The organism is Dolichospermum planctonicum (assembly GCF_005402965.1).
GTDB classification, from domain to species: Bacteria; Cyanobacteriota; Cyanobacteriia; order Cyanobacteriales; family Nostocaceae; genus Dolichospermum; species Dolichospermum planctonicum.
On record NZ_BJCF01000031.1, the window covers coordinates 1 to 12,366 of the forward strand.

Annotated in this window: 11 protein-coding genes and 1 tRNA gene; 5 read left to right on the plus strand and 7 right to left on the minus strand. The window is 38.1% G+C overall.

The features are described from left to right. The first annotated feature begins 349 nt into the window (after window positions 1-349). Window positions 350-2,023 (plus strand): bifunctional 3,4-dihydroxy-2-butanone-4-phosphate synthase/GTP cyclohydrolase II, encoded by a 1,674-nt coding sequence (gene ribBA, locus FFO06_RS13715; RefSeq protein ID WP_137908530.1) that lies wholly within the window; start codon window positions 350-352, stop codon window positions 2,021-2,023. 395 nt (window positions 2,024-2,418) lie between these two features. Here the strand turns inward: ribBA and FFO06_RS13720 are convergent. Both FFO06_RS13720 and FFO06_RS13725 read right to left on the minus strand, forming a co-directional pair. Continuing rightward, window positions 2,419-2,489: transfer RNA gene (locus FFO06_RS13720), tRNA-Gly, on the minus strand. 50 nt (window positions 2,490-2,539) lie between these two features. Beyond that, on the minus strand, window positions 2,540-3,787 hold the full coding sequence (locus tag FFO06_RS13725) for a hypothetical protein (RefSeq protein WP_137908531.1): 1,248 nt from the start codon (window positions 3,785-3,787) through the stop codon (window positions 2,540-2,542). Between the two features lie 90 nt (window positions 3,788-3,877). Here FFO06_RS13725 and FFO06_RS13730 point away from each other — a divergent pair, with 90 nt between their 5' ends. After that, window positions 3,878-4,483: a GNAT family N-acetyltransferase gene (locus tag FFO06_RS13730; RefSeq protein ID WP_228036606.1), complete on the plus strand. Its 606-nt coding sequence runs from the start codon at window positions 3,878-3,880 to the stop codon at window positions 4,481-4,483. Here the strand turns inward: FFO06_RS13730 and FFO06_RS13735 are convergent. Genes FFO06_RS13735 through FFO06_RS13745 form a run of 3 tightly spaced genes read right to left on the minus strand, consistent with a single transcriptional unit; the run spans window position 4,475 to window position 6,499 of the window. Beyond that, window positions 4,475-5,617, minus strand: coding sequence for a histidinol-phosphate transaminase (locus FFO06_RS13735; RefSeq protein WP_137908532.1), 1,143 nt, complete (start codon window positions 5,615-5,617; stop codon window positions 4,475-4,477). The two genes, FFO06_RS13730 and FFO06_RS13735, sit on opposite strands and share 9 nt — an antisense overlap. A gap of 37 nt (window positions 5,618-5,654) precedes the next feature. Further along, complete coding sequence (locus tag FFO06_RS13740) at window positions 5,655-6,287, minus strand: YqiA/YcfP family alpha/beta fold hydrolase (protein ID WP_137908533.1); 633 nt, start codon at window positions 6,285-6,287, stop codon at window positions 5,655-5,657. Window positions 6,288-6,289: 2 nt separating this feature from the next. Beyond that, window positions 6,290-6,499 carry a hypothetical protein gene (locus tag FFO06_RS13745; protein WP_137908534.1) on the minus strand — a complete coding sequence of 70 codons (210 nt, stop codon included), beginning with the start codon at window positions 6,497-6,499 and terminating at the stop codon, window positions 6,290-6,292. Window positions 6,500-6,738: 239 nt separating this feature from the next. Here FFO06_RS13745 and FFO06_RS13750 point away from each other — a divergent pair, with 239 nt between their 5' ends. The 3 genes from FFO06_RS13750 (at window position 6,739) to FFO06_RS13760 (ending at window position 9,826) form a co-directional block, all read left to right on the plus strand. Next, window positions 6,739-7,530, plus strand: coding sequence for a THxN family PEP-CTERM protein (locus FFO06_RS13750; protein ID WP_137908535.1), 792 nt, complete (start codon window positions 6,739-6,741; stop codon window positions 7,528-7,530). Window positions 7,531-7,873: 343 nt separating this feature from the next. Next, window positions 7,874-8,809, plus strand: a complete 936-nt coding sequence (locus tag FFO06_RS13755; RefSeq protein WP_137908536.1) for a hypothetical protein — start codon at window positions 7,874-7,876, stop codon at window positions 8,807-8,809. Between the two features lie 390 nt (window positions 8,810-9,199). Next, on the plus strand, window positions 9,200-9,826 hold the full coding sequence (locus FFO06_RS13760) for a sterol desaturase family protein (RefSeq protein WP_199290868.1): 627 nt from the start codon (window positions 9,200-9,202) through the stop codon (window positions 9,824-9,826). Window positions 9,827-10,001: 175 nt separating this feature from the next. Here the strand turns inward: FFO06_RS13760 and gor are convergent, their stop codons facing one another. Together gor and FFO06_RS13770 are read right to left on the minus strand one after the other, a co-directional pair. After that, window positions 10,002-11,378, minus strand: coding sequence for a glutathione-disulfide reductase (gene gor / locus FFO06_RS13765; RefSeq protein ID WP_137908538.1), 1,377 nt, complete (start codon window positions 11,376-11,378; stop codon window positions 10,002-10,004). A gap of 170 nt (window positions 11,379-11,548) precedes the next feature. Next, on the minus strand, window positions 11,549-12,364 hold the full coding sequence (locus FFO06_RS13770; RefSeq protein ID WP_137908539.1) for a sulfurtransferase: 816 nt from the start codon (window positions 12,362-12,364) through the stop codon (window positions 11,549-11,551). Window positions 12,365-12,366: the final 2 nt, after the last annotated feature.

The window sequence follows — 12,366 nt, forward strand, 5'->3', positions numbered from 1 at the left end:
CCACCCCCCTTTTAATGATATGTATTCTCATTAAGCTTATTTCTCTTTAATTGATCGTTAGTTATTATGTACTACTATCTCTGCTTTTTTGATCTGTGACAGTTCAGGGTGCGGAATGTGGGTTATATAGCAAAGAGTATCTTTTAGGGTACTTATAATCACAAATATCTTTGATCACTAATCACACTCATAGTGTGTAGATGATTGATAACGATAAATATGATGATGAACTATTTAATTGTCAAGTAACAGTTTGCTAATCCCACAAAAGCTCTAATTCTGAGAAATAAGCTACAATATAGAATCAGAAATTGTTAGAAAAATTTACCTTGGTAGCTGGAAATTTCCTGTGTCACAGCCTCAGACCACTCAAACCTTTAAATTCGATTCTATTGAGTCCGCTTTATCTGATTTTAAAGCGGGTCGTGTCGTCGTTGTCGTAGATGACGAAAATCGAGAAAATGAAGGAGATTTAATTTGCGCCGCCCAATTTGCTACGCCTGATATGATTAACTTTATGGCTGTGGAAGCCAGAGGGTTGATTTGTCTAGCAATGACAGGCGATCGCTTGGATGAATTAGACTTACCATTAATGGTTAGTAAATTAACGGATACTAACCAAACCGCTTTTACCGTTAGTATTGATGCTGCTCCCCATTTAGGCGTAACCACAGGTATTTCCGCCGAAGACCGGGCCCGGACTATCCAAGTTACCCTCAACCCAGCCACAAAACCGGAGGAGTTACGCCGTCCTGGTCATATTTTCCCCCTGCGGGCTAGACCAGGGGGGGTACTGAAACGAGCCGGACATACAGAAGCCGCTGTAGACCTAGCCAGACTAGCGGGACTGTACCCAGCGGGAGTCATTTGTGAAATTCAAAATCCTGATGGTTCGATGGCACGTTTAAACCAGTTAGTGCAATATGCCCAAAATCACCACCTGAAAATTATCAGTATTGCTGATTTAATTAGTTATCGTCTGCAAAATGATCGCCTCATATATCGAGAAATTGTTACCAAACTACCCAGCGAGTTCGGTCAATTTGATATTTACGGCTACCGTCATACAGTAGATAATACAGATCACGTCGCCATTGTCAAGGGAGATCCAGCAAATTTCCAAGATCAACCTGTCATGGTGCGAATGCACTCGGAATGTTTAACCGGTGATGCTTTGGGTTCTTTGCGCTGCGACTGTCGGATGCAGTTACAAGCAGCATTAAAAATGATTGAAAACGCTGGTCAAGGTGTCGTTGTTTACCTGCGTCAAGAGGGACGGGGAATAGGCTTAATTAACAAATTAAAAGCCTACTCTTTACAGGATATGGGATTGGATACAGTAGAAGCAAATGAGCGATTGGGATTCCCCGCTGATTTGCGTGATTATGGCATGGGGGCGCAAATTCTCATGGATTTGGGAATTAAAAAAATACGTCTTATTACCAACAACCCGCGAAAAATTGCTGGACTCAAGGGCTATGGTTTAGAAGTTGTAGACCGTCTTCCGTTGTTAATTGAGTCCAATGATTACAATACCTATTACTTAGCTACCAAAGCTGAGAAATTGGGTCATATGTTGTTGCAAACTTATCTTGTCACAGTAGCGATACATTGGCAAGATGAACCGGAATCAATCACTAAACGCTATGAACGTTTGGAAAAGTTACGGTATTTATCAACCCTTCAACATTTATTATTACAGGAAGAAGCCCGTCCGCTGGGAATCGCTTTGTTTGATCAACCTTCTTTAACAGTGCATTTGGGTTTCGATCAAGCTAATATTGCTGAAGCCAATTGGTATCAACAAAAGTGTCATCCTTACCTGCAAGCAATTTGCTTGATTTTAGATGAAATCGCTACTTTACCCTATATTCTCAAGATGGAATTTCTGATTTCTACTGGTAGTGATCCGCTGAGTAATTTACAAGTACAGTTAGACAGACAAACTTTCTCAGGTGGTGTATTACCGTCATCTTTGAAAGATCACTTGCAGACTCAACACATCTACAGTTTTATTAAGTAAAATATCCTCAAGTTCCAGAGTCGGAAAAACCTTTCCCTTCCTCACCCTCTCCTTTTGGGGAGGGACAAAGGAACTCTTGTCCATATTTTTAAAATAAAATAGTTCTTCCTTATCAATTTCAGTATATCATGTTTTAAATGAGATGTCAATAGTTTTATTACCTTTTTTTGGCAATGCTTTTAAGATGTTAGGAGTTAATGTTTTATTGCTTTGGTATATTGGTTTATAATTAGATCAAAATTAGTTTTGTGAGAGTTTCCTAAAAAATCGTACTAAAAATCGTACTATATTTATTTAACTCAAGCATGAGCTTATTCAGGATTTTAGTAATTTATCAAGTATTTTGACATATTAATCATAAAATACAGTAAGGAATACAGTAAATAAGTAAATAAAGCGGGTGGCGGGAATCGAACCCGCATTATTAGCTTGGAAGGCTAAAGTTTTACCACTAAACTACACCCGCAAATTTCTAACTTAATCACTATAACATGAATTTTCTAAAACTGCAAGCATTTATTGGGAATTTATTGGCTCAATTTTCAGTTGGAGACGAATATATAAATTGCTCAGGTCTGGTTTTGATCCATCTTGATTATAAGCAGCAAGAAACCTCTCTTGTGCAAATATCCGATTAATTGCTTGCTCGTAAATGCTTCTTTCCCCGGAAAGTACCTCCGGCTCAATGGTGATAATTTCTGCTTGTTGAAAGGATCCATTACTATCAATTATTAAACTAGCCAGTATATTTGCTGATTTAATGATTTCGTCGCCAGGAAGTGAAATAAGCTCTAATTCCTTTTCTGTACTTCCTTTGTATTCAGCAAGAACATCTGGTAAACCATCTGCTCGGATTTGTCCTTGTTGTATTAATTCATTCACTTCTTCTTTCTGTACAGGATTAATAGTAGCGATCGCTCCTCCCTGATTTACTGTTGGGGAGGGTTCTGAGTTAGGATTTAAAGGAGGTTCTACTGCGGGAGTTGGGGAATCAGCGGGAATGTCTGAGGGGAGAGCGGTTTCTTTACCTAGTATAACTTCTTGACGACGATTCCAAGGCAGTTCCCGTTCTGGAATTATTGGTGTTGTTTCTGGTGTTACATTGGTAGGATATGATTGTTGTCTAATTAGTGGTTTTAGCACTTCTGGTTTTAGCACTTCTGGTTTTAGCACTTCCGGTTTTAGCACTTCTGGTTTTAGCACTTCTGGTTTTAGCACTTCTGGTTTTAGCACTTCTGGTTTTAGCACTTCTGGTTTTAGCACTTCCGGTTTTAGGACTTCCGGTTTTAGGACTTCCGGTTTTAGGACTTCCGGTTTTAGGACTTCCGGTTTTAGGACTTCCGGTTTTAGGACTTCCGGTTTTAGGACTTCCGGTTTTAGGACTTCCGGTTTTTGATTTTTATGCTTTTGTGGTAAATTAATACTAGAACTTATCTCACTATGATCCTGATTGTTGTGTGTAATAGGTAATGATTGTGGTGAAAGTGAAAAAGAAGACTGTTGTTTAACCTTTGGAGTAGTTGATTTTGGTTTAATTATAGGTTTTTGTTCCGAAGAAATCTCCAGGAAGTCAATAGGAACAGAACTTTGATGAGACTGGGGAAACCAAGCTGGAAACTCATCAGTAGAACGTATTAACCAAAATACGAACAAGTGAAGAGACACAGAAGCAGTAGATACAACAATCCACAACCAAGCTGGATCAGTACGTCGTCTAAAATTTTCAGATTTATTTGAATAGTTATCTATAACCGTTGGTATCATTTTAATTTAAAAGTTAGATATAATTAAAATAGCATTTGAGTATAGCTGGCAACAGTTTAAAGTATAAATCAAATTAATCCTTAACTAGCCTTGAAATCCTGGTTTTTTCACCCTCCCCACCCCCAATTAAGCTCAAAAACTGGTAATCTATCTGTCGGACTACCTCAAGTTCGTGTAGCTACATCTGATGATTTGATGAGTATCGCCCAAATTGTTGCTGAAAGCTTTCACTCCCAAAAGGGTTTATGGGGTTGGGCTTTCCCTTTATTTCGTTTGGGCGTTTACGAGGATTTAAGGTATCGTCTCCAGTTTCCCACACACCATCATGTTTGTTTGGTTGCTGTTGATACTACCACTAAAGATCCTGAAATCATGGGAACTATAGAAATGGGTGTGAGAACCAGTAATTCTTGGGCTGGTATCAGCAAATGTTTTCCTTACTTATCTAATTTAGCAGTTCACCCCAATTACCGGAGATTGGGTGTGGCTTCTAGCTTACTAATTCACTGTGAGCAAATTTCCCAAGAATGGGGATTTCAAGACCTATATCTCCATGTCTTGGAAAATAATCATCAAGCTCGTCAGCTTTATTGTAAGTTAGCATATCGGGTGTATAAAGTCGAATCTCTTTGGAACGCGCTTTTACTTAATCGCTCACGGGAGATATTGCTACATAAACATATACATCTACGATAAAGCTGCTTGTATCCGTTCTATTGTGCGATTGTTCTCCGCTGGTGTACCAATGGTAATTCTTAACCCGTTGGGTAGAAGTCTGATTAATGTACCTTGACTTCTAAGCTTTTGGTTGAGATTCGTTAAAACGTGATTTTCTGCGTCCTGATAGCCAGGTTTAACACGCAAGTAAATAAAGTTAGCTCTGCTGGGTGTAATTTCTAAGATTGAGTGTACTGATAAAGCTGTAATTACTTTGGTTCTTTCATTCAGGGTTTGGGGAATTGATTGTAATAAAAGTTGCCGATTTTCCAAAGCCATGAGAGCGGAAGCAATGGAAAAACTGGGAATATTGTAGGGAAGACGGACTTTTTCTAAAATAGCGATCGCTTGTGGATGTGCGATACAATACCCTACACGCATGGCTGCAAGACGGAACGCTTTAGAAAAAGTACGTAATATTATCCAGTGAGGATGTTGTAATAATTCTGCTGCTAGAGTAGTTTGGCTAAATTCAAAGTAAGCTTCGTCAATGACTACTAAAATCTCTTCTGGTAAACTTTTCAACCATGTTATTTCTGCTGCTGTTAAGCAATTAGCTGTAGGGGAATTGGGGTGGACAACAAAAACGACGCGAATGGGGGGATTTTGGGTTTGTATAATTGCAGATTTTGCGGCTTCTAAATCAGTTTCAAAATTGTGTTGATTTCTCCCAATTGTCACCACAGAAATTCCCAAAGTTTGGGCTAAAATTGCATACATTGAGAAAGTGGGATTAGCGACTAAGATAGAACCTTCTCCTCCTAAACAAGTCGCAATCAATAGGGATCTAATTAATTCATCAGAACCGTTACCAACGGAGATATTAGCAGCAGTGAAAGTTGAATTTGACAGATTTGCTGATTCATTAACATATTCAGATATAGCATTTTTCAGAGATTCATGACCACCATCTGGATAACGATTAGTTTCGATAATTTGTTGATAAATAAAAGCTAATTTCTCTTTGATTTCTGGTGGTAGATCTAAGGGACTTTCATTAGTATCTAATCTATCAAATTGGATATTAACTGGTTCAGTGCTATCACTTCCGTGGTGAGGTTTGTAAGCGTTAAGTTGGGATAAATCAGAGCGAATAAATTTGAGATTTTGCATTGGTAATAGTAAAAAGGTCTTAATTAACTTTTATTGTTCATAATAGTTGACAAAATAGAGAAATTTCTTGCCAGATTTCTTGACTAACATTCCCTAAAGCGTGATCACTATTGAACTCTTTTAATTCTACCCAACTACGGGAATTAGAAAAAGAGCGACTAGCCTGGACAGGGATTACTTTATCATATTTACCATGTAAAATCAAGGTCGGGAGGGGACGTTGTAATAAATCTTCTGAATATTGGTGAGCATCGTTAACAAAGTTATAATGTAGAGGGAGTAATTGTTGATAGCCATAATGGTAAATCATCATATATTTTGTTAATTCCCATAATTTTAATCCTGTTCCTAATTTTGGTAACCAATGGGATAAAAAACCGAAGGCTGGTGCTAATAAAATTAGTCGTTTTACTTGTAAATATTCTTGTGCTATGTAAGCAGATATCAAACCTCCTAAACTAGAACCAATGAGGGTGACAGGTTGAGAATCTGGAGGAAGATTAGCAGTAATTTGTTGAATTTGTCGAGTTATGGTTAAATCAGAAAATCCACCTGTATTTAAGTCAGGAATAGACATTAATATTTGGAGTTTTGATAATCTTTGTTGAATATCTTGGGCTTTTTTGGATTTAGGACCAGAAGCGAAACCGTGAAGATAGAGATAATTCATAATTAGGGAGTTTTTATGGTATTAATTACATGATCTATCACAGTAGAAACACGGGGAATAGCGATCGCCTCTACATCTATTTTTAGAATACCATAATATAGCAATAATATAGTAAGATTAATTAGGGCTTGGTCAATCACTCTAAAAAGAATACCAGATAAAGCCTTTATTCTTTTTTCGTTCCCAACTGACTGCTGTATAATCAAATCCACAGAGGAAACCGCAAAATAAAAGTAACTACACTAAAAATTGAGGTTTTCGGATGAATAAGATAGTAAGTGCTTAACCGTGCTGGTAATTTGGTGATACTATGGTGATGCTATCCCTGTGCTGTTTTCTCTAATTTATCCAATTTACTTTTTTTTACAAAAAGTGCTTGACCGTGCTGGTAATTTAGTGATACTATCCGTGTGGTGTTTTCTCCAATTTACTTTATATCATCATACATATCATGATGCCAAAAATCAAGCAATTAACAGCCTTACGCAACTCAGCCATTCTAGGCCTTTCCTCGATTGTCCTTTCTGCCGTTAGTCTTCCTGCCCAGGCGATTCAATTAAATAGCTTAACAGGTTCCTGGACAAGTGTTAATGGCGGAGCCTTTGTTAACGGTTTGGAGACTGACCAAGTTCGTTGGGGGGATCCTGTGTCAGGAAGTGGACAAAGTGGGTTGGGTTTTGTGGGTTCCGCGCCTCCGTCTGTCTCATTCCCCGTTAATACGAATTTTGTTTTGGGGACATTAACTCATTATAATTTCGTAGTCGCCGGTGGCACTGCGGCAAGTGGGGCTAATTTGGGGATCTCCTTAAATCTTTCTAATGCGGGAGAAACGATTAATCCTCAGTTTAACTATGCTTTCAATATTGATGAAACAGTGAATCAGGAGGGCAACGTTGATGCGTGCGATCCCACTAAACAAATTAGCAGTGTTCCTTGCGATGATGTCATTACCTTTGATAATTCCCAACAGCAGATTTTTATCCTGAATGGGAATCAGTATGAGTTGAAAATCTCAGGATTTAGTAGTAATCCAACCAATTTCTCGCCGATTGCACAATTTACGACGATCGAACGTCAAGAAAATAATGCCTATCTCTTGGGTAAAATTACACCACTAACGCCTGCAACCCCTGTTCCTTTTGAAACCGATGCTCTGCCCATTGTTGGTAGTATGATCGCTTTTGGTTTTGGTCTGCGGGCTAAACAAAAACTTGCTCAAAAGAAATTAGTAAAGTTTGAATAGTTTTGGATTTGCGCGGTATTCCTCTGCTTCTGTGGTAGAACCGCGCTTTTGATTTGGGTTTCATTGCTGATTTAGATATTAGACATCTTGGCAAAAGAATATAAAACCCTTGTACAGTCAAGGGCGATGCCTCTTTTCTGGAGATGTCTATTATTTAGATATTATTACGGGAAAAAAGCCATTTTGGCTTCCTGGGACAAAACCCTCAAACTGTGGAATTTGCAACCAGGTCAGCATTAATTATCAAAGAAAAGCTAAGAATAATTACTTGACAGCGCTGGTAATTTAGTGATACTATACGTGTGGTGTTTTCTCCAATTTACTTTATATCATCATACATATCATGATGCCAAAAATCAAGCAATTAACAGCCTTACGCAACTCAGCCATTATAGGCCTTTCCTCAATAGTCCTTTCTGCCGTTAGTCTTCCCGCACAAGCTATTAATCTAGTGCAGAATGGCGGGTTTGTTCCCAACAATATTCAATCATATAGATCATCGGGCATAAATGCGGGAACGGGCACATCTGGTACTCTACCTTCTGGTATCACTTTTGACGGTTGGACTGTAACGGATAACCCGAATAATGTTTCTGGTTATGTCAATACTTTAATGTACGTTGTTTCAGATGGTAACACCTTCTCAGCAGAAGGTGGTGTGGGGATGAATAACAAGGGAGACAATCAAAGAAAAAGTTGGACTCTTTTTGCCTCTTCAGGACAAACGGTTAACAGCATTGACCAAACTGGGTGGTATATAGCCTCAGATGGTGATCCCCTATATAGTGCAAGTATCAGCCAACTGGTAAGCGGTCTTACTGTCGGTAAAGAATACACCCTGAAATTTTCCCAAGCGGCGGGACAGTTTGACTGTAACTTCGGTACCCAATCAAATCGGTCAACAAGCTGTTCAGAAAGAGGAACTTATTCTGGTGAGACCAACAGATACTGGAATGTGACTTTTGGTGACGTAACTCAGCAGTCAACAAACATGGCACTCGCTAGTCAAGCTCCTGTTACTCCTTGGCAGTTACAAAATATGAAGTTTACTGCTACTGCTTCAACTCAAACACTTTCCTTCTTAGCTTTTGGTACTCCAGGAGGTCAGCCTCCGGTAGCCCTATTGTCAGGAGTTTCACTCGACGACGGAACGCCGCCGCCAACGCCTGTTCCTTTTGAAACCGATGCTCTGCCCATTGTTGGTAGTATGATTGCCTTTGGTTTTGGTCTGCGGGCTAAACAAAAACTTGCTCAAAAGAAATTAGTAAAGTTTGAATAGTTTTGGATTTGCGCGGTATTCCTCTGCTTCTGTGGTAGAACCGCGCTTTTGATTTGGGTTTCATTGCTGATTTAGATATTAGACATCTTGGCAAAAGAATATAAAACCCTTGTACAGTCAAGGGCGATGCCTCTTTTCTGGAGATGTCTATTATTTAGATATAGATATCATTAAAGTCAAAAAAATCAAAAAAATTTGAGAAATGCAACAATGATCACGTTAAATATTTTCCGATTGTGTGTATGGTTGGTATTACTGTCCATCATTTTCATCCCACTGGAAAGACTTACCCCCCAAAACCGACAAAAGGTATTCCGTAAAGAATTTTTGATAGATGTAGGCCATTACTTCCTAAATAGTCTTCTCCCCCCGGCAATGCTTATCTTCCCTATGCAAATCGTTGCCTGGGTAGTTCATCATCTTGAACCGATTGGGCTGTATGGATGGGTGGGAAGTCTGCCCTTTTTATTGCGTTTTGTAATGGCAATAATCGTGGGAGAGTTCGCAGCTTACTGGATTCATCGTTGGTCTCATGAAATTCCCTTTCTGTGGCGTTTCCATTGTATTCATCATAGTGCGAAGGAGATGGACTGGCTTGTTAATACCCGCGCCCATCCCCTGGATATATTCTTTACCAGATTATTTAGTTTACTTCTAGTGTATGTTCTCGGTTTCGCACAGATAACTAGTAAGACAGCCGATTTGGTGCCGATGCTTTATGTCTTTGTTGGTACAATCTGGAGCTTTTTCATTCATGCTAATGTCTGCTGGCGTTTCGGTTTTCTAGAGAAGTGGGTATCAACTCCTGCTTTTCACCATTGGCATCACACTAATGATGATCCGAAATATATAGACAAAAACTACGCCGCCATTTTACCAGTAATGGATATAATTTTCGGTACATTTTACCTACCAAAGAATCGATTACCAAGTCAATATGGTATTGATATGCCCGTTGCACCCAGTTTTAAGGAACAAATTTTGCAACCTTTAACAATATTTAACAATAAGAACTAAGGCATCCTTCAAGTAGCTTAGGACTAGCTCAATTTATTTAATTTAATTTTGATAATATGTTGAAGTTAATAATCGCTTGTAAGCAAGCCTGAGGTTAATATGAAGCGATTGTATTACTTGATTGAACGGTGCGTTACGCTGTCGCTAACGCACCCTACAAAATAGACTACAAATACTATCTCATAGTGACAAATTCCTCTGCTGCGGAGGGGTGAATACCGACGGTAGCATCAAAATCAGCCTTAGTTGCACCCATTTTAACAGCTATAGCTACACCTTGAATAATCTCTGCTGCATTGTCTCCCACTATGTGAGCGCCTAAAATCTTATCAGTTTGATTATCCACAATTAATTTCATCATGGTTTTTTCTTGCTTACCCGCTAAAGTGTAATACATTGGGCGGAAATTGGTACGATAGATTTTAATATCATCACCATACTTTACCCTAGCTTGAGACTCTGTTAAACCCACCGTAGCGGCTTCTGGAGTGGTAAATACCGCTGTGGCCACGGTTTCATGACTAAATTCCCGACGGTTATCACCAAATTCACTATCAGCAAAAGCGCGTCCTTCACCAATAGCAACCGGAGTTAAATTTAATCTATCCGTAACATCACCGACAGCGAAGATATGAGTTTGACAAGTTTGACTATACTCATTTACGGATATAGCATTGGAAATACTGTATCCTGGTTCTGCTTCTGAACTGGGAACACAGTCAAGTTGAGCATTTTCTAAACCTAGTCCTTCAATATTGGGACTACGACCGGTTGCTACTAAAAATACATCAGCAATAATTGGTTCTTGATTTTCTCCAGATAAGGTTAATTTTAACCCTTCTGTTACTTTTTCTATGGCTGTGACTTCGGTATTTTGAATAATGCGAATACCATGATTTGTCATTCCTTCTTGAATACTGGTGCGGATATCTTGGTCAAAACCATTTAAAATTTGTTCCTTACGAATAATTTGTGTAACTTCTGAACCTAAACCGCGCATAATACAAGCAAATTCACTCCCAATGTAACCAGCACCAATAATAGCGATATGTTTCGGTTGAGTTTTCAAGTGAAAAATCTCATTAGAGGTAATAGCGTGTTCTATACCTGGTATTTCTGGTTTTATAGGACGACCACCTACAGCAATTAGAATTTTATCTGCTGTATATTTTTTACCATTAACTTCAACTGTATGCGGATCTATAAAGGTAGCACGACCAGAAATTAATTTTACACCAGCTTTTTCTAAAAAACTGATGTGTAGTTTTGAAAGTCTGTTAACTTCATTATCTATAGATGTAATAAAATGTTCCCAATCAAATTTTACATCTCCTACTGTCCAACCATAACCTGCTGCTTCTTGAAATTGAGCAGGAAAATGAGAACCATACACCATAAGTTTTTTAGGTACACAACCGCGAATTACACAAGTACCACCAACTAGATCATATTCAGCAATTGCTACTTTTGCACCATAACTAGCTGCGCGTTTAGAAGCAGCTAAACCACCTGAACCAGCACCAATGACAAACAGATCATAATTAAAGCTCATAATTCTCTACCTCTTTTAGCCAAACAATTAACAATGTATCGTAAATTATTAATAATGTATCATAATTTATTAACAATGTATTGTTAGCGATTGACACTGTACTGCAAACAATTGACAATTGAATACTATTAATAATTACTGATTAATGATCATAAACTACTGACTATTAACTAATAACTAATCCAATCACTCCAACTACCAGCGTAAAGTTTAGCGGTAGAAATTCCAGCTATTGCTAAAGAAAGTAGATTTACACAAGCTGTAATACCAGAACCACAATAAACTAAAATTTCTTTAGTTGTATCTATATTTTCCCAGCGTTGAGATTGTTGTAGTTGAGGAAGTATAACACCAGAAGGGTCAGTTACTTCTTGCCAAGGATAATTAACAGCACCAGAAATATGTCCAGCAATTTTATCAATTGGTTCTTTTTCTCCACGATAACGTTCTCTTTCTCTAGAATCTACCAAAATTACATTTGGACTATTTTGGCAATTTTTAACATAAGCAAAATCTACGACTTGATCTTTTTGTACTTTGGGAATAAATATTCCTTTTTCAGAAATAGGAATGACATTTGTCACTTCATAACCTGCATTTTTCCACCCTGAAAAACCACCATCTAAAACAGCTACTTGTTCATGTCCTAAATACTGTAATAACCACCATAAACGAGAAGCAAAAGCTAAACGAGAATCATCATAAGCTATTACTAAAGTTTTTTGAGAATTTATACCAATTGCTGCTAATTTTTCCGCTAGTTCTGTAGTATTGGGTAAAGGATGTCTTCCTCCATGTTCTTTTACAGGACTAGATAAATCTTGATTTAAATCTAAATAGTGAGCATTGGGGATATGATTAGTATGATACTGCTGTTTTCCTAATTGTGAATCAGTTAAAGAAAACCGACAATCAATAATTATAACATCAGGATTGTGAAGATGATCAAATAGCCATTGTGGAGAAACAGTGAATTGATTTATCATGA